23 protein-coding genes are annotated in these 22896 nt (G+C 63.5%); 6 read left to right on the top strand and 17 right to left on the bottom strand.

Annotation, left to right across the window (positions count from 1 at the left end; genetic code table 11):
* Positions 1 to 57: 57 nt before the first annotated feature.
* Positions 58 to 1281 (top strand): hypothetical protein, encoded by a 1224-nt coding sequence (locus WCJ41_RS07645; protein ID WP_336905253.1) that lies wholly within the window; start codon positions 58 to 60, stop codon positions 1279 to 1281.
* Here the strand turns inward: WCJ41_RS07645 and WCJ41_RS07640 are convergent.
* A complete protein-coding gene (locus WCJ41_RS07640) occupies positions 1278 to 3602 on the bottom strand; it encodes a Tex family protein (protein WP_336905252.1) in 2325 nt (774 codons plus the stop codon). The genes WCJ41_RS07645 and WCJ41_RS07640 overlap by 4 nt on opposite strands.
* 187 nt (positions 3603 to 3789) lie before the next feature.
* Between WCJ41_RS07640 and WCJ41_RS07635 the strand changes: the two genes are divergently transcribed.
* The gene (locus WCJ41_RS07635; RefSeq protein WP_336905251.1) at positions 3790 to 4380 is read left to right on the top strand and encodes an A24 family peptidase; all 591 of its coding nucleotides are present in this window, start codon (positions 3790 to 3792) and stop codon (positions 4378 to 4380) included.
* A gap of 116 nt (positions 4381 to 4496) precedes the next feature.
* The gene (gene gspD, locus WCJ41_RS07630) at positions 4497 to 6698 is read left to right on the top strand and encodes a type II secretion system secretin GspD (protein WP_336905250.1); all 2202 of its coding nucleotides are present in this window, start codon (positions 4497 to 4499) and stop codon (positions 6696 to 6698) included.
* 5 nt (positions 6699 to 6703) lie between these two features.
* Here gspD and WCJ41_RS07625 read toward each other — a convergent pair whose 3' ends face one another.
* A complete protein-coding gene (locus WCJ41_RS07625) occupies positions 6704 to 7393 on the bottom strand; it encodes a hypothetical protein (RefSeq protein ID WP_336905249.1) in 690 nt (229 codons plus the stop codon).
* Positions 7390 to 7968: a type II secretion system protein GspM gene (gspM, locus tag WCJ41_RS07620; RefSeq protein ID WP_336905248.1), complete on the bottom strand. Its 579-nt coding sequence runs from the start codon at positions 7966 to 7968 to the stop codon at positions 7390 to 7392. Before gspM ends, WCJ41_RS07625 begins: the two co-directional genes overlap by 4 nt.
* Before the next feature lie 66 nt (positions 7969 to 8034).
* Here gspM and WCJ41_RS07615 point away from each other — a divergent pair, with 66 nt between their 5' ends.
* On the top strand, positions 8035 to 8442 hold the full coding sequence (locus WCJ41_RS07615; protein ID WP_336905247.1) for a hypothetical protein: 408 nt from the start codon (positions 8035 to 8037) through the stop codon (positions 8440 to 8442).
* Between the two features lie 11 nt (positions 8443 to 8453).
* On the opposite strand, the gene WCJ41_RS07610 is transcribed toward WCJ41_RS07615, so the two are convergent.
* From WCJ41_RS07610 to WCJ41_RS07570, 9 genes are all read right to left on the bottom strand, one after another.
* On the bottom strand, positions 8454 to 9536 hold the full coding sequence (locus WCJ41_RS07610) for a PilN domain-containing protein (RefSeq protein ID WP_336905246.1): 1083 nt from the start codon (positions 9534 to 9536) through the stop codon (positions 8454 to 8456).
* 2 nt (positions 9537 to 9538) lie between these two features.
* Positions 9539 to 10495, bottom strand: coding sequence for a hypothetical protein (locus WCJ41_RS07605; RefSeq protein ID WP_336905245.1), 957 nt, complete (start codon positions 10493 to 10495; stop codon positions 9539 to 9541).
* Positions 10492 to 11187: a prepilin-type N-terminal cleavage/methylation domain-containing protein gene (locus WCJ41_RS07600; protein WP_336905244.1), complete on the bottom strand. Its 696-nt coding sequence runs from the start codon at positions 11185 to 11187 to the stop codon at positions 10492 to 10494. The genes WCJ41_RS07605 and WCJ41_RS07600 overlap by 4 nt, the downstream gene beginning before the upstream one ends.
* Positions 11184 to 11558: a prepilin-type N-terminal cleavage/methylation domain-containing protein gene (locus WCJ41_RS07595; protein WP_336905243.1), complete on the bottom strand. Its 375-nt coding sequence runs from the start codon at positions 11556 to 11558 to the stop codon at positions 11184 to 11186. The genes WCJ41_RS07600 and WCJ41_RS07595 overlap by 4 nt, the downstream gene beginning before the upstream one ends.
* Positions 11542 to 11994, bottom strand: coding sequence for a GspH/FimT family pseudopilin (locus tag WCJ41_RS07590; protein ID WP_336905242.1), 453 nt, complete (start codon positions 11992 to 11994; stop codon positions 11542 to 11544). The genes WCJ41_RS07595 and WCJ41_RS07590 overlap by 17 nt, the downstream gene beginning before the upstream one ends.
* Positions 11975 to 12430, bottom strand: a complete 456-nt coding sequence (gene gspG / locus WCJ41_RS07585) for a type II secretion system major pseudopilin GspG (RefSeq protein ID WP_336905241.1) — start codon at positions 12428 to 12430, stop codon at positions 11975 to 11977. Before gspG ends, WCJ41_RS07590 begins: the two co-directional genes overlap by 20 nt.
* A gap of 18 nt (positions 12431 to 12448) precedes the next feature.
* Entirely contained in the window at positions 12449 to 13660 is a 1212-nt protein-coding gene (locus WCJ41_RS07580; protein WP_336905240.1) for a type II secretion system F family protein, read from the bottom strand.
* Positions 13660 to 15315 (bottom strand): ATPase, T2SS/T4P/T4SS family, encoded by a 1656-nt coding sequence (locus WCJ41_RS07575; RefSeq protein ID WP_336905239.1) that lies wholly within the window; start codon positions 15313 to 15315, stop codon positions 13660 to 13662. Before WCJ41_RS07575 ends, WCJ41_RS07580 begins: the two co-directional genes overlap by 1 nt.
* Positions 15316 to 15381: 66 nt before the next feature.
* On the bottom strand, positions 15382 to 16305 hold the full coding sequence (locus WCJ41_RS07570) for a hydrogen peroxide-inducible genes activator (protein ID WP_336905238.1): 924 nt from the start codon (positions 16303 to 16305) through the stop codon (positions 15382 to 15384).
* A gap of 149 nt (positions 16306 to 16454) precedes the next feature.
* Here WCJ41_RS07570 and katG point away from each other — a divergent pair, with 149 nt between their 5' ends.
* The gene (gene katG, locus WCJ41_RS07565) at positions 16455 to 18662 is read left to right on the top strand and encodes a catalase/peroxidase HPI (RefSeq protein WP_336905237.1); all 2208 of its coding nucleotides are present in this window, start codon (positions 16455 to 16457) and stop codon (positions 18660 to 18662) included.
* 50 nt (positions 18663 to 18712) lie between these two features.
* Here the strand turns inward: katG and WCJ41_RS07560 are convergent, their stop codons facing one another.
* The 4 genes from WCJ41_RS07560 to WCJ41_RS07545 are packed head-to-tail and all read right to left on the bottom strand — an operon-like array spanning position 18713 to position 21222.
* Positions 18713 to 19534, bottom strand: a complete 822-nt coding sequence (locus WCJ41_RS07560) for an LssY C-terminal domain-containing protein (RefSeq protein WP_336905236.1) — start codon at positions 19532 to 19534, stop codon at positions 18713 to 18715.
* 5 nt (positions 19535 to 19539) lie between these two features.
* Entirely contained in the window at positions 19540 to 20439 is a 900-nt protein-coding gene (locus tag WCJ41_RS07555; RefSeq protein WP_336905235.1) for a PP2C family protein-serine/threonine phosphatase, read from the bottom strand.
* Positions 20436 to 20774 (bottom strand): STAS domain-containing protein, encoded by a 339-nt coding sequence (locus tag WCJ41_RS07550; RefSeq protein ID WP_336905234.1) that lies wholly within the window; start codon positions 20772 to 20774, stop codon positions 20436 to 20438. Before WCJ41_RS07550 ends, WCJ41_RS07555 begins: the two co-directional genes overlap by 4 nt.
* A 25-nt stretch (positions 20775 to 20799) precedes the next feature.
* A complete protein-coding gene (locus WCJ41_RS07545) occupies positions 20800 to 21222 on the bottom strand; it encodes an ATP-binding protein (protein ID WP_336905233.1) in 423 nt (140 codons plus the stop codon).
* Between the two features lie 122 nt (positions 21223 to 21344).
* Between WCJ41_RS07545 and WCJ41_RS07540 the strand changes: the two genes are divergently transcribed.
* The gene (locus WCJ41_RS07540) at positions 21345 to 22070 is read left to right on the top strand and encodes a GPP34 family phosphoprotein (RefSeq protein WP_336905232.1); all 726 of its coding nucleotides are present in this window, start codon (positions 21345 to 21347) and stop codon (positions 22068 to 22070) included.
* Positions 22071 to 22124: 54 nt separating this feature from the next.
* On the opposite strand, the gene budA is transcribed toward WCJ41_RS07540, so the two are convergent.
* Positions 22125 to 22850 (bottom strand): acetolactate decarboxylase, encoded by a 726-nt coding sequence (gene budA, locus WCJ41_RS07535; protein ID WP_336905231.1) that lies wholly within the window; start codon positions 22848 to 22850, stop codon positions 22125 to 22127.
* Positions 22851 to 22896 lie beyond the last annotated feature (46 nt).

Raw genomic sequence — 22896 nt, 5'->3', positions numbered from 1 at the left:
TTCCCTTGCTGAGCGGCTCTAATCATCGATGCTTGCGACTCACACCCCGAGGTTCTGATGCACTCATTCTTCAAGCTTGCCGGACTTGCCCTGCTGATCACCACGGCAGCTGCCGGCGCCCGTGCTGCAGACGTGGAAAACCCGCCCACATTCAAGGCGAGCACGCTGCTGGGGCCGCAGGCGCAGGGGCCGGGCTACAAGGTTGCCCAGTCGGTGCCCAGCAATGGCTATGTCCGCATCTATACGGTGCAAACGCCCTGGGGCTCTGATGTGGTCCGTGGCGACCACCGGCTGCAAACGCGGTTCAAGGAACTGGCTGCCATTGACGCCATGGAGCAAACCTCGCAGTCCAAGGAATTCGGCAATGCGCTGGTGAAAGCTGGCCTCAAGCCCGTGCAGTTCGCCGGCAAGCTGGTGACGGCCCCGGTCGACACCGTGAAGAACACCGTTTCGGGTGTGGGCAACCTGTTCAACTCGATCGGCTCGGGCATCCGCAACATGGGCAAGACGCAGGAGAATGCGGTTCAATCCATTACCGGGGCCGCCAAGCAGCGCCGCCTGATCGCCTATAACTACGGCGTTGACCCCTATTCGCAGTTTCCGCCGCTGAAGCAGAAGCTGGACCAGATGTCGAATGCGGCGGCAGCGGGCGGCCTGGTGGTGACGGGTGCCTTCATCGCCATTCCGGGTGCTGCCGGCACCGTCATTTCCAACGTGTCGACGGCGGGCACCCTCAACGAGATGCTGCGCGACTATTCGGCCGCACAGCTTCTCGACATGAACCGCAAGTCGCTGCTCAAGATGGGCGTGTCTTCCGGGCTCGTGGAGCAGCTGCTGGCCAACCCCAACTACACGCCGACCGACATGACAGCGATGACCGGCGCGCTGGGCGGGATGGGCAAGCTGAAAAACCTCGATGCGCTGCTGGGCCTTGCCGCGCAGGTGGCGAACAGGGATGACGCGGAGTTCATGCGCTGGCGCGTTGAGCTGATGGCTTCATACCAGCAGAAGATGAAGTCCATCACCGGCTTCATTGCCATCGCCGGCGTGCCGTTGCCGATGGCGACGACGCGCGACAATGGCCTGCTCGGCATTTTCCCGTTCGACGCCCTGTCTTGGACGGCCAGCACCAGCCAGGCGATCACATCCGTCACGCAGGCGGCACGGGCACAGGGGATCACCGGACCGATGAACCTGGTGATCACCGGAACGACGACGCCGCTGGCCCAGAAGCAGCAGGCAAAGCTCGGCTGGAGCGTTCAGCAGCAGGCCTTCAACTAACGTTCCTTGCGCTGCATGGCCTCAAGCAGGGCGGCACCGAGGCTGCCGCTCTGCGCAGGTGCAGAAGGCTTCGCGGCACCGTGCTTGGCAACCTGCTTGCCAGCCCTGGGGTCAGCCTGATTGTCACGCGACAGGCGCTGCTCGCGGGCTGACTCCCCACCATCCTTGCGCATGGTGAGGCCGATGCGATTGCGCGCCACATCCACTTCGACCACGCGCACGCGGACAACATCGCCCGCCTTCACGACCTCATGCGGATCCTTCACGAAGCGATCGGCCAGCTGGCTCACATGCACGAGGCCATCCTGGTGGACGCCGATGTCAACAAAGGCACCGAAGGCGGCAACATTGGTCACCGTGCCTTCAAGCTGCATGCCGGGCTTGAGGTCCTTGATGGTTTCCACACCATCGGTGAAGGTTGCCGTCTTGAAGCTGGGGCGCGGGTCACGCCCCGGCTTCTCGAGCTCGGTCAGGATGTCCTTGACGGTGGGAAGGCCGAAGGCCTCGCTGACGAAGTCCTGCGGCTTGAGCGCGCGCAGCTTCGTGGTATCGCCCATCAGGCTGCGGATGTCGCGGCCACAGGATTCGACGATCTTGCGGGCAACGCCATAGGCTTCCGGGTGGACGGATGATGAATCGAGTGGCTCCTCGCCATCGCGGATGCGGAGGAAGCCCGCCGATTGCTGAAAGGCCTTGGGCCCGAGGCGCGACACCTTGAGCAATTCCTGGCGCGACCTGAAGGCACCGTTGGCCTGGCGATGTTCCACGATGGCTTCCGCCAGGCCCGGGCCGAGGCCCGAGACATAGGCGAGCAAGGGCGCCGAGGCGGTGTTGAGATCAACACCAACCGCGTTCACCGCGTCTTCCACCACGGCGCCGAGAGAGCGGCCGAGCTGGTACTGGTCCACATCATGCTGGTACTGGCCAACGCCGATGGACTTAGGCTCGATCTTCACCAGTTCGGCCAGCGGATCCTGCAGGCGCCGGGCGATCGAGACTGCACCACGCAGCGAGACGTCGAGTTCGGGAAACTCCTTTGCGGCGAGCTCGGAGGCTGAATAGACCGAAGCGCCCGCCTCGGACACGATGACCTTGGTGGGCGCCTTCACGTCCTTCGGCAGAAGCGACAGGGCGTCGGCGACCAGACGTTCGGTTTCACGGCTGGCCGTGCCGTTGCCGATGGCAATGAGGTCAACCCCGTGCTGCGTGACGATGCGGAGCAGCGTTGCCTGTGCACCGCGCAGATCATTCTTGGGCTGGAAGGGATAGATCGTGTCGGTCGCGAGCAGCCTGCCGGTGGCATCGACCACCGCAGCCTTGACGCCGGTGCGGATGCCGGGATCGAGGCCGAGGATCGGGCGCGAACCGGCAGGCGCCGCCAGCAGCAGATCCTTGAGGTTCCGTGCGAACACCGCAATGGCCTCGTCCTGGGCGCGGCCGCGCAGATCACCCAGGAGGTCGATCATCATGGCGACCGAGAGCTTCACCCGCCACGTCCAGTCTGCGACGGCGCGCAGCCACTTGTCGCCAGGAGCTGTTCCATCGATGCCAATGGAGGTGGCGATGATCTGACCCGCGCGCGCCGGCCCGGTTTCGGGATCGGGCGCGATGTCGAGCGAGACAACCTCTTCCTTGGAGGCGCGCAGCATTGCGAGTGCGCGGTGGGAGGGAACCGATTTCCAGGGTTCCTTGTGGTCAAAATAATCGGAGAACTTCGCGCCCTTCTCTTCCTGACCCGCAACAACCTTCGAGGTGAGGAAGGCATCGGCCTTCATGAAGGCTCGGAGTTCGCCCAGCAGCGCGGCGTTTTCAGCCAAGCGCTCCATGAGAATGTCGCGCGCGCCGTCGAGGGCTTCCTTCACCGTCTTGACGGTTTCGGTGATGTAGGCGGCGGCGAGCGACTCCGGCTCTGCGCTGCGGTCAGCAAGGATGCCATCGATCAGCGGTTCGAGGCCATTCTCGTGGGCGATCATCGCCTTGGTGCGGCGCTTTGGCTTGTAGGGGAGGTAGATGTCCTCGAGTTCGGACTTGGTCTTGGCCACTGCAAGAGCATGGGCGAGTTCGTCAGTCAACTTGCCCTGCGAGCGGATCGACTCCACGACGGCCTTGCGGCGGTCTTCCATCTCACGGAGATAGCCGAGGCGTTCGGACAGCTTGCGCAGCTGCGTGTCATCAAGGCCGCCGGTGACTTCCTTGCGGTAGCGGGCCACGAAGGGCACGGTTGCCCCTTCATCAAGCAGCCCAACTGCGGCGGCCACCTGCCTGGGTTGCGCGCCGATTTCATCGGCAATGGTCTCGAAAATCTGTGCTGAACTGTCCAAGGTCTTCTCTCGTCAATCGATCGGGATTCGCATCCCACATGACTGTCCTGCCGATGGCGACGGCAGGGGTCAAGGCAGTAAGATTTCTGTGGATGGCGGGGGCAGGCAAGATATCGCCAACCATGCAATCGCTTGTGGCATTTCCTTTTCTCCGCAGCTCGTCCAATCTGCCGATGTGGATGAACCTGTGACAGACGACGACACGCCACTGCTGAGCCGGAAGGTGATTGCAGGTGCGATAGTCTTTGCGGGCATTGTGGCAATCGCCGTTTTCATTCTGGTCTCCCCGGTGGCGGCGGTGGCGACATTCGTGCTGGCGCTCATCATGGCGCTGATCACCCTCACCGACCTCAAGCATTTCATCATTCCCAACGCATTGTCCTTTCCCGCAGTGCCGCTTGGCATCATCGCCAACATCGCGGTGTTCCATGCCGATGACTGGACGGCGGGGCTGACGGAAAGCCTGCTGGGCGCGGTTCTGGCCGGCGGCAGCTTCTACCTGCTGCGCGCCGTCTGGTTCCGGCTCCGCCGCTATGAAGGGCTGGGCCTGGGCGACGTCAAGCTCGCCGCCGTTGCGGGAGCCTGGCTGGGACCCGCACTTCTGCCGACGGCATGCCTGACTGCAGCGCTGGCGGGGCTCGCCGGCGTGGCCGTCATGGCCATTCTTCCCGGGCGGCGCATCGACATGACGGACCAGATACCCTTTGGCAGCTTCATTGCGCCCGTGGTGCTGGTGTTCTGGGTCCTGCGCCTTCTCGAACCCGTTTCATTCTGGTGATTTCAGCAACCCAGCATTAAGGGTTTGATTACCGAATCGACGCATAAGTTTCACCGATTATTAAGTTTTTTGCCACCGGTCAGGGTCCGAGCACCCAGGCCGCAGGGAGTATCGCCTTGCCTTCGGCCGGTTTTCGTTACGGCATCAGAACCCGCTTTCTCGGCCTCGGCAGTGCCACCCTGCTCGGTTGCGCGAGCATGCTGCTGGCATCCTGCCAGTCTCCCACCGCCTCGCTCGACAGCGCCAACCAGGTCGATCTCACGGCCAAGACCCCGCAGAAGGTAACCAACCGCGGTGGCGGCCCGGTGATGAAGCCGGCAGGTCAGGCGGCGCGCTATGAGGTGTTCCCCGGGGCGACGGGGTCAATCGATGCTGCAGAGGATGATCCTCCGGCGGGTATTGCCGAGCAGGACACTGGCAAGTTCACCATCAACGTTGACAGCATGACGGTGACCGAGGCCAGCAAGCTCATTCTCGGCGAGACACTGGGATATAATTATTCGGTCGACCCGAACCTGAACTCCACCATCACCATGGTGAGCAACCGGCCTCTCGGCGCAAGGCAATTGCTCGATGCCTTCGAGGCGGCGCTGAAGATGGCCAATTCCGCGCTGGTCCAGTCCGACGGCAATTTCAAGGTCGTGCTGCTGCAGTCACTGGAGGGCGAAGCGTCGAACCTCGACATGGGCAAGGACGTCTCTGCCGGATATGGTGTGAGCGCCGTGCCGCTGCGCTATGTGGGTCCCACCCAGATGGTGAACCTGCTCGACGGCTTCATGCAACAGATGGGCTCGGCGCGGGCCTGGAATGCCGGCAACATGATCCTGATCCGCGGTCCGGCCACGCAGCGCCGCTCGCTCGTCGAGGTGGTCAGGAATTTCGACATCGATGCCATGCGGAACCAGACCTTCGGCATGGCCGCACTTGAAAATGGCCGCGCCGAGGAAGTGGCAACACAGGTGCAGAAGATCTTCGCGCAGGACAGTGCCGCCGCCGGATCGAACGGTCTCAAGCTCATTCCTGTTCCCGGCATCAATAGCCTGATCATCATCGCCAATGACCAGGCGAAGGTGAGGCGCGCCATCACCTGGATCAAGCGGCTCGACCGCGAGAGCATCGATGCGCCGAAGTCCTATGTCTATGCCGTGCAGAACGGAAATGCCATTGACCTGGCGAAGATTCTGAATGCCACCTATGGCAGCGGCTCCGGCGATGCCGGACCGACGGCAGACGTTGCCCCGGATTCGAAGCCGATGGACGTTTCAATCGAAGGCGATGGGCAACAGCAACCGGACCAGCAGCTGCAGCAGGACGACATGGGCGGCGGACAGCCGCCCGAGATGGGCCAGCCAGACCAGCAGAGCGGCAGTCCGATGGCCGGCTCGACGGCATCCACGACCACTGTGCCGGACAGCGGCAGCGGAGCCGCAACAGGCGCATCGGGCAAGGGCATTCGCATCACCCCCATTCCGGCGAACAACACGCTTCTCATCAGGGCTTCGCCACGGGATTACCGCGAGATCCTGTCGACCCTGTCGCAGATTGATTCACCGGCCACACAGGTGCTGATCAACACCACGATTGCCGAGGTGCGGCTCAACGATACCCTGCGTTACGGCGTGCAGGCCTATTTCCAGAGTGGCAACTTCAGCTTCATGCTGAGCGACTCCAAGTCGCTCACCGACAGCGTGATCACCCCGAAGTTTCCCGGCATGAATTTCGTGCTGGGCGGCGTCAAGAGCCCGCAGCTGGTGGTGGATGCGCTCGCGAAGGTCACCAATGTGCGCATCGTCTCCTCGCCCTCGGTGCTGGTGATGGAAAACGAGACGGCGACAATCAAGGTGGGCGACCAGGTTCCGATCCAGACGCAGACCGAGACGACGCAAGGCGGCCAGACGGTGAACTCCTACGAATATCGCGATACCGGCGTCATTCTCAAGGTGAAGCCACGGATCAACGCCAATGGCGTGGTGTCGATCGACCTCGGACAGGAACTCTCCGCCTTGCAGGACACGACGGGCATCAACGGCCAGCCGCAGTTCTCGCAACGGACCATCAGCAGCAAGGTTTCGGTGAACGATCAGCAGACGGTGCTGCTCGGCGGCCTGATCAACGGCACGGAGGATCGCAGCCGCATGACGGTTCCGGGTGCCGACAAGTTGCCGCTGTTCGGCAAGTTGATCGGCACCACCGGCGGAATTGCCACGCGCACTGAAATGATCGTGTTCATCACGCCCACCATCATCAGGAACGGCGATGAAGCGGCGCGCACGTCTCAGAACCTGCGCGACAGCATGAAGAACCTGAACTTCAACTGAGGACGCTAACCGCCGGTGTCAGGCGGCAGCGTATGCTGCTCCGGAAGCTCGGGCTGGCCAGAAGGCGGCTTCGGCTGAACGGGCATGGGCAACGGCAAGGGGAGCGGCAGAGGCTGCGCCTGCCCCGGAACTGCCGCAGCCGGTTGCCCGCCATCTGACTCGGTGTCCGCATCGCTGCTGTCGAACATCGCGTAGGTGACGGAGCTCTCCGGCGTGCCGATGGCCACCGTCCGGTTGCCCACGTCGACGACACTCCAGCTATCGACACTCTCACCCTTGCGCAGATAGACAACTTCGCCACTGGCCGAAACCCGCACCGCCGCAATGCGCCCGTCAGGACCTGACGACACGCCAAGCAGCTTGTAATCTTCAGGACCCGGACCCTGAGCCATTGGCGGCGGCGGTGGCGGTTCCTCGACCATTGGCTGTTCAGGAGGCGGCGGCGCCACGGGTTCTGCCGGGCGGGGCTGCCGCGTGGGGTTGAACAGCGGCTTCTCAATGATGGCGGAGAACGACTCCGGATCAAGGTCCTGCAGCGGATTGAGCTTCACCGCCACCGTGCCCGGTGCCACCACATCAGCCGGGGGTGTAACACCGACGTCGCCTCCTGCATTGAACAGCCCAGTTCCCTGGACAAGGAGGTAGCCACCAAGAAGTGCTGCGACGACGCTGAGGCCGACGAGGCGCGTGTTCATGGCTGCGCCCTCCACCCATAGGCTTCGATGCGGACCGTCATGCGGAGTGCCTCGGAGGGATACTGGTCGCCCTCCCCTTCCGCCGCAGACGGCTGCATTTCGAGGCCTGTCACGAACATGATGGGAAGTCCCGACTCGATGTCCGCCAGAAAATCACGCATCTGCTCGATGCTGCCTTCCACATCCACGCTCAGGCGATAGGGCATTGTCCCTTCCGCGTCGCCAGTGTCGACGGGTTGCATGCGCTTCACTTCGAGACCGGCGGCACCCGCTGCCTCTCCCGTGATGCTCTGAAACTTTGCAAAGGCAAGCCCGGGCGTTGCACCATCGAGGAACATGGGCGCCACATTGTCGGCGTCGGTCAGGCGCGCCACGCCATCCTGCTGGGCCTTGGCGGCACGCGCGGCGACCATTTCATGCTCTGCTTCCGCCTGGCGCAGGCGCTCGGCCGCAACGGAATGCCAGCCGACGGTCACATAGAGCAGGCAGGCCAGCGCCAGCCCCGCCACGCCAAGCACGGCCATGCCCTTGCGGGCCTCGGCGGAAAATCCCTGTATGGGCCGAATGAAACTCATGCGCTTACCGCTATCAGGCTTGCGGGCGCGTCGACAAGCACCTGCACTCCCGCTATGAGTTGCTGCATGTTAGCTGCACCCATCCGCTCACTCATGCCCCTGCTCCTGCTGGCAGTGACCATTTCGGCCGGTCCGAAGACGGCTCAAGCGGAAACGCTCGATTGCCTGATCAGCCGCGGCAACCTGTGTTTTTCGACGGGATGCACCAACAGTGCCAAATTGCAGCGGCTGACGCTCGACCTGGGCGCCGGAACGTATCGGCTGTGCCCCAACAGGTTCAATGACCAAGGCTGCAACGAAGCCCCGATGCAATTCGACATTCGCGACTCGGCCATCATCGGCATCAGCAAGGATGGCCCGGAGATTTCCGCCCGTGCGGTGTTCATGAACCGTGCGACGGGCGCGATCTCCACCTCGCTGCTGGCCGCCGGCATGTCCGCCATCGACTTTGGCAGCTGCGATATTCCGCGCTAGGGCAAGCCCGATCATGGCGCGGCCTCCGGCGGCGGCGCCTTTTCGAGTGTTGAAATGAGCGAGAAGGCATCGGCTTTGCTGTTCTGGTCGAGTTCCGTTGCCGCGGCAAAGTTCACGCTCTGGAGATCAGGCGAGGCCTCGAGAATCTGGATGAGCCCCGGCACGCCACTGCCCTGCCCCTTGATGGTCAGCTGGTCACCATCGAGCGCCAATGATACGAGATGCACCGTGTCCGGCAGGAGCTTCGACACTTCGTCCAGCACCGCCACCACGGGCAGCCGCTCGCGCCGCGACTGGAGCAGGCGGTTGGCGGCTGAGACCAGAGGTGTTTCACCAGCCGGCACGCCGTTGGGCTTCAGGGAAGACATAAGACTCAGTGTATCGTTCTCGAGACGAGACGCTTCCGCCGAGGTACGGTAGACCCAGAAAAGGCCGAGCCCCACGAGCAGGAGGGCGGCGGCGGCGGCCATCTTGGACAGGCGCGCCGCGTTGGCACGCGCGACACGGCGAACATCATCGGAGCCGAGCGCGATCTCGACTTCGTCGCCGTCGGGCAGAGTGACCGACAGGGCCTTCACCTCCGCACCCGACTGGCGCAGCGTGGCAACGAGCTCATCGAGCAGGGCGCGGCTCACCACCGCGACCTCGACCGACACGTGTTGCGGATCGCCTGCGACAGGCGCGGCGCGCATGCCCCACAGGCATTGCGCCAGTGGCCATGGTGCGAGGCTTTCAACCTTGTTGCGCACGATCGCCCGCAGTACCTCATCTGGCTGTTGCGGCAGCGTGAGTTGCTGGCTGATCGACTGGTCGGCGGCAAAGCACAGGGCAATTTCAGGCCCGATTCCTGCCGCGAGACGCTGTACGACGTCCTTGAGGGCGGCCTGCGGGCGACCGGCAACAGTGAGAACCGTCTCGCGGCTTGCGCCATTGCCGCGCATGGCATCAACGCCACCAGAGCGGATTCGGAGTTCCATTGCCGGATGATCACCCGAGGCACGGCGCAGCGCCATTTCTTCCACAAGCGCCATCACGGGCGTGGTCAGGCCATTCCATATGCTGGAGAAGGACAGATTGATATTCTTGTCGTCCATCGTCACTCTTCCTCAAGCGTCAAGGTTCCGAAGGGAGCCTTGCCCTCCGGTAGCAGACGCACCACGGCATGTGCGCTGCTGCCCGGCAAGACTCCTGGGCCACGATCGATCGCCACGTCGACCATGAACACAGTCGGTTGTTCGGTGGTGAGCACGCCTGGCAGGCGCTGCATGATCTGCTGCAGCAGGCCATCCTTGGTGCTCATTCCCGTCTTCTTTGCCATGGCAATGTCCGCAACATCCTGTTCCGAAAGGCCCGGTATGGCCTGCAGCACCTGCTCGGGCGCGGCAAGGGGATTTATCGCACCAGTCGGATTAAAGACAGTGAGGCCTTCGCCCAAGGCCTTCGCATCGTCAGCCGAAATCCCGAGAATGCCGGGTATCTGGTCGACCGAGAGAAAGATGATTGGCGGAGGCGGCTGCCTGGCCTTGTCTGCCCCCAAGGCTGGAGGCTGTGCGGCTGTGGCGCCACCGGGAACTGTTCCCGCCTTCGCAGGTGGCTTAGGCTGCGCTGTGCCGGGCTGGTCAGGTGCGGCCTCCTTGCGCAACTTGGCAATGCGGTCGGCCAAGCCATCTGCCTCGTCATTGCCGAGACCCGCGAAACGCGCCACGGCCTCGATGAGCTTGGGGTCGGAGCGGTTGAGATCGGCAAGCCCCGCCGCATCGCGCAGGGTGACTGTGGCCATCACCCCATTTCCGAGATCAACCGGAAATTCCTCGCCACGCAGGGAGAGGCGCTGGTCTTCCGGGGTTGCGAGGATCAAGGCCTTTGCCGCCTCAACGCCGGAACGCAGCGCGAGGTGCGAGGCAAGGCGACGCTGCTCGAGTTCCTCATTGCCGATGCCGGCACGCGTGAGAGCGGCACCGGCGACAACCATCACCGCCATGATCGCAACGGCGAGCAGAACGGCGATCAGGATGATGCCGCGCTCATGGCGGCGGAGCAGCGCCGCTGTCATTGCTGCGCCCCCTCGGGCACAGCCGTGCCGCAACGTGCTTCACGGTTGCCTGCGCACTCGACTTCGGAGTCGATTGCCAGCGATTGCACGAAGCCAGGGACGCGCAACCGATCCGTCGCGCGGTTGGTGATGGTCAGGCGAATCTGTTCCGGCATGGCTTCCGTGGCCTGCCAGCTGCCGTTCCAGTCACGCTGGCCGGAGCGCTGGGCGCGGTAGGCGAAGTCAATGTCATAGGGACCCTTCAGCAATTCCACCGCGTCGCGCCATTGTGGCAGCGCTGCCGAATCGCCTGTGGGCAATGGGGCGCGTTCGCGAAGCAGGGTTGTCTGGCCATCCTTGTGCTGCACGCTGAGGCGCACGAGATAGAGCCCAGGCTCAGTCAGCCCTTCTTGCTCACGCAGGGGATAGACGATGGCATCGGACCTTCCATCGAAGACATAACCCGCGAAATCACCCGGCTTGGCGGGGCGGCGAATCTTGGCAATGCGCGACACATCACGGCCGAAGATGTCGACGGCGGCGCCCAGTTCGGATTGCTCGCCGAGGCTTCGGCGCGTATGGTCAGTTCCCTTGCCCACTGCAGACATGGCCATGTTGAGCGATACAAGGATGAGCGACGCAAGAACGAGGGCCGCCAGCACTTCGATCAGCGTGAAGCCTGCCTCGTGGCTGGATGTGGGGATACGCTTCATCGGCCGAGCTTCAATGCCGTGCCGGTGACTTTACCGCCCCTGCCCCAGCCGACGGAGGCCGTGAGACGGTACATGCGATAGGTGGCGGGAAGCTTGCCCGGTGCGTCAACGGGTTCAATGTTCAAGCGCCAGCGATAGGGACCGGTTTCACCCTCGCGCTGCGCCGGCGCGGTTTCACCGGCCGCAAGTTCATCCTCGAGGATCGTCTGCAGGACAAGGCGGGCACCAAGATGCTGGTCGAGCTTGTTGGCGCCCCTGATCGAACCATCAACACCTCCCAAAAGCACCACGATGGCGCTTGCCGCCACCGCCATGGCGCACAGCACCTCGACCAGCGAGAAACCCTTCTGCCCATCAGAGCGTCTGCGCATCGGCCCGCCCTGTCAGCCAGTTGATGCGCAGGCCATAGCTGCGGCCACGGAAATTGAAGGTGATCTGACCACCCGTGGAGCCGCCGGACGGAAAGAAGCGGACGGACGGAAGCTCACCCGACTTCGGCGCGGCCACCTTGGCATCGAGCGAAACGCCCTTCGGCACTTCGAGCATGCGGCTGCCGTCCGACATGCTGAGGCGACGGCCCTTGGCGTCGATCATCACCGACGTCTGGGCCTGGTTCTCGATGGCGGCCGTGCGCGCGTCGCGGAACATCGCCTCCGCTTCGACCATGAAGGAGCGCACCCGCGCCGACTCGAGGCTCGAGCGACCCACCGACATGACGGCGGTGGCCGACAATGCCATGATCACCAGCACCACCAGCAGTTCGAGCAGGGTGAAGCCTGCCTGTGCCTCAGTTCGAGACGTCGGCATTCTCGTCGGCACCGCCTTCCTTTCCGTCGGCGCCCAGCGACTTGATCTGGAAGGAGCCGCCATTCTGGCCCGACTGGTAGATATAGGGACGACCCCATGGGTCCTGCGGCACATCGCCCTTGGAAAGATAGGGGCCATTCCAGCCGGCAATGTTACCGGGCGACTTCACCAGCGCGCTCAGGCCTTCGGTGCTGGAGGGATAACGACCCACGTCGATGTGGAAGAGTTCCATGGCCGTCACCAGGCTCTCGATCTGGATGTGCGCGGTCTTGGCGCGGGAACTGCCGAGATAGCCAATGACCCGGGGGCCGATGATGGAGGCCAGCAGCACTAGGATGACCAGCACGACGAGCAGTTCGACGAGCGTGAAGCCGCCTTCGTCCTTCCTGCGCTGAACCTTGTTGCGGAGCCGCTTCTGAATGCTGTGCGAAATCATGACGTCAAACCCTGTGTGTCAAAGTGCCAGATCGTTGATGGAAATGACCGCGCTCATGAGCGAGGTGATGATGAAGCCGACGAAGACGCTGAGCACGAGGATGATGATCGGACCCAGCAGCGAGACGGTGCGGTCGGTCATGCGATCGACGTCGTCGTCGAGGATGTCGGTGACGCGCAGCAGGCTGGGCGTCAGGTTTCCGGTTTCGGCACCGACCTTGATCATGCGGGCGAGCAGAGGCGGCAGGATGCGTGACCGCTCGAGGGGAGCGACGAAATCCTCGCCGCGGCGCAATGCCACTTCCATGTCTTCCGCCGCCTTGAGAATGCGCCGATCGGGGGTGGTGGAGGCGATGAGCTTGAGGCTGGCTGGCAGGTTCATGCCGGCCGCCGAGAGTGTTCCGAGCAGGCGGCAGAACTGTGCCACCTCGGACTTCATGAGCAGCTTGCCGAGCAAGGGCAGCCGCAATGCCATGTCACGGATCAGGCGTGGCAGTGCCGTGCGTGTCCACAGCAGTGCCATTGCAATCGCCGTGAGGGCCACGATGATGGCCAGCGTGATGCCGTTGGCGATGAGCCAGTCGGACACGTTGAGCACCATCTTGGCGGTTTCGGGAACGGGCGCACCGCTGCTCGAGATCATGTCCTTGATGCCGGGCACCACCGAGACCATGAGGAAAATGACGACGCCAATCGACAGCACCACAAGCATGATCGGATAGACCAGAGCCGAGATGACCTTGCCGCGCACCTTCTGTTCGCGCTCACGGGCAGTTGCCAGACGGTCGAGCACGGATGCAAGCGTTCCCGTGGCTTCACCGACTTCGACCATGGAGAGATAGAAGGGCGGGAAGGAGCCCGTCTCCTCCAGCGCATCATGGAAGCTGCGGCCCTTGCGAATGTCGCCCCGCACGTCATTGAGTGCTGCCGAGAGCGGCTTTGAAAAGGTCTCGCCCGAGAGGATTTCGAGTGAGCGGTTGAGCGTGGTGCCGGCCTGCAGCAGCCAGGCAAGCTGGCGGGTAAAGCCGGTCAGTTCCTGGCGGGGAATGCGGGTTCCGGACAGGCTCATGAACGAGGCGCCCCCGCCGTCGCCACCGTCTTCCTGGATGTCGATCGGGTGGAGCCCCTGCTCGGACAGGCGACTGATTGCCAGCGAGCGGTCAGCACCTTCGATGGTGCCGGCAACCCTTTCGCCCGAGTCCCTGATCGCCGAATAGCGGAAGTTTGCCATCAATCCTCCGACGTCACGCGCCCGAGTTCTTCGATGGTGGTGAGGCCCTCGCGGCATTTGGCGAAGCCGTCCGCCATCATGCTTGCGGTGCCCGACTTGCGTGCCGCGTGGGCGATCACGTCGGCCGAGACGCCGGGCTTGATGAGGCGCCGGACGTGATCGTCGATCACCATCACCTCGAAGATCGCGGCGCGACCGGCAAAGCCCGTGTTGCCGCAATAGGTGCAGCCACAGGCCTTGTAGAGCGTGACGCTGCCATAGCCTGATGCACCGGCACTGTCCGGAAGCTGCGCCAGAAGCTCAGGCGAGGCTTCATAGGGCTCCCGGCAGTGAATGCAGAGCTTGCGGACGAGGCGCTGGGCCACGACGCAGCGCAATGTCGAGGCAATGAGATAGGCCTGGACACCAAGATCAAGCAAACGCACCACGGCGCCCGCTGCTGAATTGGTGTGCAGGGTGGTGAGCACAAGGTGGCCTGTGAGCGCGGCATTGACGCCGATGCCCGCCGTTTCCGCATCGCGCATTTCGCCGACCATGATGATGTCCGGGTCAAAGCGCAGCAGCGAACGGAGCGTGCGCGCGAAGGTCAGTCCGATTTCGCTGTGGATCTGGATCTGGTTGGCGCCCTCGACCTGATATTCGACGGGATCCTCGACGGTGACGATCTTGCGGTGCGGATCGTTAAGGACGCCGAGCACTGCGGCGAGCGTGGTGGTCTTGCCGCTGCCGGTGGGGCCCGTCACCACGAGCATGCCGTGGGCATGCTGGATCTGCTGGCGGAGCTTCTCAAGATCGGCAGGAGACAGGCCGAGCCGGTTGATGTCGGGCGCTTGCGTGTTGGAACTGAGGAAGCGGATGGCGATGCTCTCGCCGTGGATGGTCGGCATGGTGGCCACGCGAATGTCGTGCTCGCGCTCGGCGATGCGGAGCCGGGCACGGCCATCCTGCGGCAGGCGCTTCTCGGCGATGTTGAGATTGGTCAGGATCTTGAGGCGCGAGACGGCCGCCCGGCCCAATTCGGTCGACAGGCGCTCACGGTCTTCCAGCAGGCCGTCCACACGGTGACGTACTGTGACGTAGCCACGGGCCGGTTCGATGTGAAGGTCGGTGGCACGCGCCGCGGAGGCTTCGCGGAACAGGCGGTTGACGAGGTCGATGACCGGCGCATCGAGAGCCAGGTCCTTCAGCGTGTCGTCATCGTCCGTGCCGGATGGCCCGCCGGTTTGCTCGTTGGTGGCACGTTCCTCGTCGAGGCGCTCGATGGCCGAGAGAATCTGGTTGTCGGTGCCAAGCGACAGCGAGAGATCAAGGCCCGAGGCGAGGCGCAGCGCGTTGAGCGTTGCCTCATCCGACGGGTCGCTGACGATCACGGACAGCTTGTCGCCCTCCACCGCGACGGGCAGCAGATGGCGCTCGCGCATGAAGCGCAGGGAGATCGCATCCGGCAGCACCCGCTCGCTCGGCCACTTGGTGGCGATGGGCAGGTCGAAGGCGCGGCCAAGCTCGGTGGCAAGCACCTGCTGGTCGACTATGCCCTGGCGCAACAGAAGGCGAATTTCGGTTTCACGGCTCTCCGCTGCCTGGCCGACAATGAGCGCTGCCTGCTCGTTCGAGATGAGCGCGCGCTTCGAGAGATCGCTGAGAAGGTGTTTCACGGGTTCACAGTCTACAGGGCGAGGCTTAACCGCACAACAAATGGTGGCCGCAGTGGCGAGGCTTGCTCATGCCGGTTGCAGGGGGTGGGCGGGCACCCGCAGGGCATCCGCCGCCTGCCGGACGATGTCGGCAATGTGCTGCAGCTGACCGGCCAGGGGGCTGGTCCGCCGCCAGATCATGCCAATGGTGCGGCAGGGCGGGGGATCAGCAAATCGGGCCAGTGAAACATCAGCCGAGCGCGTTTCGACAGCGGCGGCCATTTCCGGGATGAAGGTGACGCCAATGCCCGCCCCGACCATCTGGACCAGTGTCGACAGGGAGCTGCCCTCCAGCACCTCGCGCGGCAGGCTTGAGGCCATGTTGCAGAAGGCCAGTGCCTGGTCGCGGAAACAGTGCCCTTCCTCCAGCAGGAGGAGGCGCATGTCCTTCAGCATCTCGATGTTGGGAACCGGCTTGAGGGCATCTTCCGATGGCCTGACAAGCAGGAATTCCTCAGCGAATATAGGGGCTTCAGTCAAAGTCGGCTCGGATACCGGAAGCGCCACAATGGCTGCATCCAGGCGTCCCTCGGAGAGCTCACGCAGGAGCTTCGCAGTCAGCGTTTCACGCACATGGATGTCGAGCCCGGGGTGCAGGCGGTTCAGGTTGCCCACGATGCCTGGCAGAAGATAGGGTGCCACGGTGGGGATAATCCCGAGGCGCAACCGGCCCGACAGCCAGCTTTGCGACGCGCGGGCCAGATCGCCCAACTCATCCACCGAACGGAGAATTTCCCGAACGCGAAGGGCAAACTCTTCGCCGAGGCGGGTCAGGCGCACCTGGCGAGGGCTTCGCTCGAACAGCTCGGCTCCAAGCGACTCCTCCAGATCCTTGATCTGAAGCGAGAGGGCAGGCTGAGACACCGCACAGGTCTCCGCCGCCCGGCCAAAATGGCCGTGACGGGCCAGCGCTTCGAAATAGCGCAGCTGGCGGAGCGTGAGATTGTTCATAAGATCTTCTTATCGTAATGATCAGAAAATTCAACTATTCCTAATCGACGGGCTGGAGTAGAGAGGGCACAGCGTTGGGGGAAGGCCCGTCCGGCAACGGCCCGGGGCCTCGAAGCACTCGTCATTCATCGTTCATTCGGAGAGAAGTCATGGACAAGAAGGTTGCCGACACTGCCGCCGGGTGCCCGTTCCACGGAGCCCCCAAGCACGCCACGTTCACCGGCCGCTCGAACGCCGACTGGTGGCCGAACCAGCTGAACCTGAAGATCCTGCATCAGAACTCGGCGCTTACCAGCCCGATGCCGGCGTCTTTCAACTACGCCGAAGCCTTCAAGACGGTCGACTACAAGGCGCTGAAGAAGGACCTCGCTGCGCTGATGACCGATTCGCAGGATTGGTGGCCGGCCGACTATGGCCATTATGGTCCGCTCTTCGTGCGCATGGCCTGGCACTCCGCCGGCACCTATCGCACCGGTGATGGCCGTGGCGGTGCGGGCAATGGCACGCAGCGCTTCGCCCCCCTCAACAGCTGGCCGGACAATACCAACCTCGACAAGGCCCGCCGCCTGCTGTGGCCGATCAAGCAGAAGTACGGCAACCAGATTTCCTGGGCCGACCTGATGATCCTCGCCGGCAACGTTGCCATGGAGACCATGGGCTTCAAGACCTTCGGCTTCGGCGGCGGCCGCGCCGACGTGTGGGAGCCGGAAGAGGACATCTTCTGGGGCAACGAGGACACCTGGCTGGGCGACAAGCGCTATTCAGGTGACCGCGACCTCGAGAACCCGCTCGCTGCCGTGCAGATGGGACTTATCTACGTCAACCCCGAGGGCCCCAACGGCAAGCCGGATCCGGTGGCCTCGGCCCGCGACATCCGCGAGACCTTCGCGCGCATGGCCATGGAGGACGCAGAAACCGTGGCGCTCATCGCTGGCGGACACACCTTCGGCAAGACCCACGGCGCAGGCCCAGCCAGCGACGTTGGCCCCGAACCCGAGGCAGCCGACATCACGGCACAGGGACTGGGCTGGATGTCGAAGTACAAGAGCGGCAAGGCGGGCGACGCCATCACCTCCGGCCTCGAAGGTGCGTGGACGACGACGCCCACGCAGTGGAGCAACAACTACTTCCACAACCTGCTGAGCTATGACTGGGAACTGACCAAGAGCCCGGCCGGCGCATGGCAGTGGAAGCCCAAGGACGCCGACGCGCAGGGCACGGTGCCGGATGCCTTCGATGCTTCGAAGCGCCATGCACCCACCATGCTGACGACCGACATCGCACTCAGGGCGGACCCCGCCTATGAGAAGATCTCGCGCCGCTATCATGACAACCCGGCTGAATTTGCCGATGCCTATGCGCGCGCCTGGTTCAAGCTCACGCATCGCGACATGGGGCCCAAGGCCCGCTACCTCGGCCCCGAAGTTCCGGCCGAAGACCTGATCTGGCAGGATCCGCTTCCTGCCCGTGACTTCGACCTGATCGACGCCGCCGACGCAAAGGCGCTGAAGGCGAAGATCCTCGGCACCGGGATGGGCATCGCAGCGCTTGTTGCCACCGCATGGGACTCGGCCTCGACCTTCCGCGGCTCGGACAAGCGCGGCGGCGCCAATGGCGCGCGCCTCCGCCTGGCTCCGCAGAAGGACTGGGAAGCAAACCAGCCGGCGAACCTCGCCAAGGTGCTCGCAGCACTCGAAGGCGTCCAGAAGGAGTTCAACGGTGCGCAGACGGCCAGGAAGCGCGTGTCGCTTGCCGACCTCATCGTTCTCGGCGGCTGTGCTGCCATCGAAGAGGCAGCCAAGAAGGCAGGCCACAGCGTCGAAGTTCCCTTCACGCCGGGCCGCGTCGACGCCACGCAGCAGCAGACGGATGTCGAATCCTTCGGCGTTCTCGAACCGACGGCCGACGGCTTCCGCAATTACCTGAAGACCAAGTACTCGCTCTCGGCCGAAGAACTGCTGGTCGACAAGGCGCAGCTGCTGACGCTGACCGCACCGGAGATGACGGCACTGGTGGGCGGCATGCGCGTGCTGAATGCGAACCACGGCCAGTCGCAGCATGGCGTGTTCACCAAGCGCCCGGAGACGCTGACCAACGACTTCTTCACCACGCTGCTCGACATGGGCCTGGTGTGGAAGGCGACGACGCCGGCGGAAGACCTGTTCGAACTGCGCGACCGCAAGACCGGTGCCGTGAAGTGGACCGCAACCCGCGTCGACCTGGTGTTCGGTTCGAACTCGCAACTGCGCGCACTCGTCGAGGTCTATGGCCAGTCGGATGGCGAGAAGACCTTCGTTCAGGACTTCGTGAAGGCCTGGAGCAAGGTCATGAACGCCGATCGCTTCGACGTGAAGTAGGCGACACCATATCGAGAATGACGGAAGGGCGGCGCAAGCCGCCCTTTTCGTTAGCTGGAGAGTGTGGCCACGCCCACATCGCCATCGAAGATGTAGCGATTAACGCGCTTCGACGGCAATTCGCCGCGTTCGTTGTAGGACGTCACCTCCCCGACGAGCTGCTTGCTGCGAAGCTCGGACAGGATGAGATCGCGCTCGGAATTGGTGTCCGCTGCTGTTCGATGTGTGATCTGGAAGGTAAGCCAGGTGAGCGAGAAGCCGGTGTCTCGCGTTGCCGCGCCAACCCACAAGGCCTGCTCTCCATCAGCCGGGCGATCCGTGTTGAGCCAGAAGCCCGGCGTTCCGAGCGTCTCCTGAACAGCAGTTTGGCTGATGCCCCAGAACCGCACGTGGTGGCGCTTGCGCGGGCTGTTGTCGATGGCCATCTGAAACCCGATGTCCTGGCCGCGGCCGAAGAGGAAGAGCGTGCTGAAGGGCGCACTCGGATAGGGTTTGTTCAGCGCGAAGGCGCGCACCATGCGCCAGGAGCTTGCCAGGTTCAGCCTGTCGGCCTCGGTCCAGCCGATGGCGGTGAAGGCAGCGCGCAACTGCGGCAGCGTGCCGACCAGAGCAATGTTCACCGGGTCACCCGGCAACCCATCACCCGTGGTCGTGTATTCCGGCACGTGCTGGCGATGCAGAACCTTGAGGCTCATCCGGATGACGCGCGGAAGGATGACGTAGGCTGCAAGACCGTATGTGACGGCGACGGCGAGAATCCACGGCAGCGTGTTGTCGGTCACCTGGAAGACAACGAAGACGATCAGCCAGACCGTGACCACCCCGATCAGGAAGACGACAATGTGCCGCCAAAGCCGCCGCAGGAGCCACATGGCGGTTAGAACTGGATGTTGAGAAGCGAGAAGTCGTCTGGCAGCGGGCCCGGCCCATTCAGGCCGCGCACCCATTGCAGCACTTCGCCGGGGGTTTCGCTGCGGGCGAGCCGCTCGACAAAGGCCTGGAACTCCAGCATTTCGCCGGGAGCGGTTTCCACCTCGAAGGTTCCGTCGCTCACGAGATGCAGGCGGTCTCCTGCACCGATCATGCACTGCGCGGCGCGATAGCTCATGCCTTCCAGCATGCCGATGGCGACGCCGGGCGTCGACAATGTCTCGACGCTGCCATCCGCCCGGCGCAGCACGGAGGCCGGGTGGCCGCCACTGGCATAGCGCAGTTCATTGGTGCTGCGCTTGAGAACGCCGTACCAGATCGTGAAATACATGTTGTTCTGCCTCTCCATCGGAAAGGCTTCGTTGAGCGCCGCAAGCACCGCACCGGGATCGCGGAAGTCGGTGTTGGGAAGAGCGGCCGAGCGCAGCACGTTGATGGCGGTGACCGAGAGAAGTGCCGCACCCACACCATGGCCGCACACATCAAGCAGGTAGAAGGCGATGTGGTCAGGATCGATCTCATGGTAGCCGAAACTGTCGCCGCCCAGTTCAGTGGAAGGCTCGAGCAGCCATTCCGTGCGGGGCGCAACCGTGCGCGGCGCGGGAAGGATCGAGAAGATGTAGTTCGCGGCTTCGGTGAGTTCTTCCGAGAGCCGCTTCTGTGTGGTCTGCAGCGCCAGGTTCGCCTCGGCGAGCTGATCTTCCACGGCCTCGCCATGCTCGATCGTTGCCTGGTAGAGCAGGTTCAGATCGTCGAGTTCAGCCTTGGTTGCGGCAAGTTCCGCCTCAAGGACTGCGAGCCGGTCTTCGGGACCGGCCACTGCCTCGATACCGACCGAAGCGCTCACGCGAGCGAGGAAATCGCCTGGGCGACGCTGTCGTGCAGGCCGAAAATGTTGTCGAAGCCGGACACGGCAAGGACCTCCTTCACGTTGTTCTTGGCGCAGGCGATCGTGAGGCCGCCACCGGCCGACTTTGCCTTCTTGGCGGTCGTGAGGATGACGCGCAGGCCGGCGGAGGAGATGTAGTCGAGGTCGGTGGCGTCGATCACCACCTTCTTGGGGCCCTTGTCGAGGAGGGCCGCAGCTTCATCCTCGAACGCCTTGGCGCTGCTCGAGTCGATGCGGCGCGACGGCTTGAGGACGAGGGCGCCGTTTACGGTTTCATGGTTGAGGCTGGTCACGTGCTTGTCTCCCTGCTGAGGCAGCCTAGGCTGCCTTCACTTTCATTTCCATAGTCAGACGGTTGAGCCCATCGACACGCCTGTAGTCAAGACGGTCCATGAAGCTTTTCACGAGGGTGAGGCCAAGGCCCCCCACATCGCGGGTTTCGATGTCGCCCACGGGCGGCTTGGTGTCGGTGGCAAGCGGGTCGAACGGCGGGCCGTTGTCGGCAAGTTCGGCGTGAAGTGCGCCATCACGGTGCTCGATGGACAATGTAATGATACCGTCGCTGCGGCCCTCCAGCCCGTAGGAGATGATGTTGGTGATCAACTCGTCGAGGACCAGGCCGAAACGCAAGGACTGCGCGACCGGAACGCCATTTTCGGCGCCGAATTCCTCCAGCGTGTCGATGACGCGCCCCACTTCCTGAACGTCGTTCGCCAGCGACATGTCGATGCGGGCGCTCACGCGGAAATCCCCCTGAAAATCTCTGTCGTGGCGGGTATCGCACGTCAGTGCCGCAGGTCAAGCCCTCCCGGGAGCCGTCACACCTTCAAGGATCGCCACACCGCGACAAATGAGGATTTCGCTTGGCCGGAAAACTGGATATGGTGCTCGCCGCGGCAGAGACCGCTGATCTTACATTTTACGACGGGGCAATTGCCATGCTGACAGTTCCGGAGGAGTTCCTCCTCCTCACCCTCAAGGACGAAGACGGCGGATTTGTCGATATTCCGCTGGAGTATCAGCGGGCCGGTTTCGTCGGTGCCGCAATCATGGAACTGGCGCTGCAGGGCCGTCTCGACAATGACGTCAATCGCGTCTGGGTTGTAGATAAGACACCGACCGGCAATGCCTCGCTTGACCCGGTGCTTGCCCGCCTCTCGGCCCCGGACTTCGACACCAGCGCCGACAACCTCATCAACCAGCTGATCGAGCTCGGCGACCCGGTGCGCGAGCAGGCGTTGAAGCGACTGTGCGACAAGAAGATCCTGGTGGAGACCGAGGGCCGCCTGCTGTGGTTCCTCAAGACCCGCCGCTATCCGGCGATCGACGGCAAGGAAATGCGCGAAGTGAAGCTGCGCCTGCTTGAGGTGCTGTTGCGCGACGGCCTGCCTGATCCGCGCGATTGCTGCCTGATGTCGCTGGCCGAGACCTGCGGCATCATCCGCCAGATCGTGCCGCAGTCCGAGCTGAAGCTGGCGCGCGAGCGGATCGCCAAGTTCTCCAAGATGGAGCTGATTGGCCAGAACGTGAACCACTACATCGAGATCTTCGAGCGTGCCATGGCGCTGGCCACGCCGGCTCACATGTAATCGAGCTGCAACTGCAGATCAGCGGCGCCGGGATGACCGGCGCCCTTTTTTGTTTCAGCGCTCGACCTTGTTGAGGTCGGCTTCGATGTCGCGCACGCGCTCCATGGTCAGGAAATCCAGCGTCATCGGCAGTCCCAGCTCGACCGAGGGGGCGTGCTGCAGCTTGACGCTGGCGCTGCTGGGGGCCGCTGCGAGAAGGTGGCCACCGCGGGTGCGATCCTTGGTTATGAAATGCAGGTGCAGGCCGGGCAGGTGCACACCCGCAAGGAAGTTCGGCGTATAGAAGCCGACGATTGTTCCTTCGACGTCGCGGAACTCGAACACCGTCTGAAGCTTGGCGATCTCGGCCAATGGCATGTAGTTCATCATCTTGGGCACCGATCGGGCGCGCACATAGTTGAAATGTCCGTCGATGCGGATCGCGTACATCAGGTTCGTGGACGGCACGAGATCGAGGAGCTCATGCTCGAAGTTCGCGTCGTCGACATTCGCGAACTGGTCTTCGGTATCGCCCTCGAACTGGGTGGTGAGCGCGAAGGGGGTGCGGATGTCATCGGCAATCACCTCAGCGTCGCCCTGCGGCCGCAGGCAGTAAACCTTGCCGTCCAGCAGCACGAGCTCGCCGTCGAGATCATTGAAGGTGCCGATGCCGAGATTGCCCTTCTGGCGGAGGAGACCGATCGTGGTATCCGCCCGGTAAATGCCCTCGACCAGCGCAGCAATCGGCGCGGAGATGAAAACGGGAGGTCGGGCCTTCCTGCCGTTGTTGTTTGCCGTCACGCGGGTGTTCCCTTCAGGTCTCAACGGACGCTAAATTGAGGCGCGG

The organism is Aestuariivirga sp. (assembly GCF_037139295.1).
Taxonomy (GTDB): Bacteria; Pseudomonadota; Alphaproteobacteria; order Rhizobiales; family Aestuariivirgaceae; genus Aestuariivirga.
The sequence above is the reverse complement of the archived record's forward strand: the minus strand, read 5'-3'. Positions and strand labels throughout refer to the sequence as shown.

Excerpts from the sequence above, each read along its gene's own strand:
- WCJ41_RS07645 (WP_336905253.1), top strand. The coding sequence starts at position 58 with ATGCACTCATTCTTCAAGCTTGCCGGACTTGCCCTGCTGATCACCACG.
- WCJ41_RS07625 (WP_336905249.1), bottom strand. The coding sequence starts at position 7,393 with ATGAACACGCGCCTCGTCGGCCTCAGCGTCGTCGCAGCACTTCTTGGT.
- gspM (WP_336905248.1), bottom strand. The coding sequence starts at position 7,968 with ATGAGTTTCATTCGGCCCATACAGGGATTTTCCGCCGAGGCCCGCAAG.
- WCJ41_RS07615 (WP_336905247.1), top strand. The coding sequence starts at position 8,035 with ATGTTAGCTGCACCCATCCGCTCACTCATGCCCCTGCTCCTGCTGGCA.
- WCJ41_RS07610 (WP_336905246.1), bottom strand. The coding sequence starts at position 9,536 with ATGGACGACAAGAATATCAATCTGTCCTTCTCCAGCATATGGAATGGC.
- WCJ41_RS07605 (WP_336905245.1), bottom strand. The coding sequence starts at position 10,495 with ATGACAGCGGCGCTGCTCCGCCGCCATGAGCGCGGCATCATCCTGATC.
- WCJ41_RS07600 (WP_336905244.1), bottom strand. The coding sequence starts at position 11,187 with ATGAAGCGTATCCCCACATCCAGCCACGAGGCAGGCTTCACGCTGATC.
- WCJ41_RS07595 (WP_336905243.1), bottom strand. The coding sequence starts at position 11,558 with ATGCGCAGACGCTCTGATGGGCAGAAGGGTTTCTCGCTGGTCGAGGTG.
- WCJ41_RS07590 (WP_336905242.1), bottom strand. The coding sequence starts at position 11,994 with ATGCCGACGTCTCGAACTGAGGCACAGGCAGGCTTCACCCTGCTCGAA.
- gspG (WP_336905241.1), bottom strand. The coding sequence starts at position 12,430 with ATGATTTCGCACAGCATTCAGAAGCGGCTCCGCAACAAGGTTCAGCGC.
- WCJ41_RS07580 (WP_336905240.1), bottom strand. The coding sequence starts at position 13,660 with ATGGCAAACTTCCGCTATTCGGCGATCAGGGACTCGGGCGAAAGGGTT.
- WCJ41_RS07570 (WP_336905238.1), bottom strand. The coding sequence starts at position 16,305 with ATGAACAATCTCACGCTCCGCCAGCTGCGCTATTTCGAAGCGCTGGCC.
- katG (WP_336905237.1), top strand. The coding sequence starts at position 16,455 with ATGGACAAGAAGGTTGCCGACACTGCCGCCGGGTGCCCGTTCCACGGA.
- WCJ41_RS07560 (WP_336905236.1), bottom strand. The coding sequence starts at position 19,534 with ATGTGGCTCCTGCGGCGGCTTTGGCGGCACATTGTCGTCTTCCTGATC.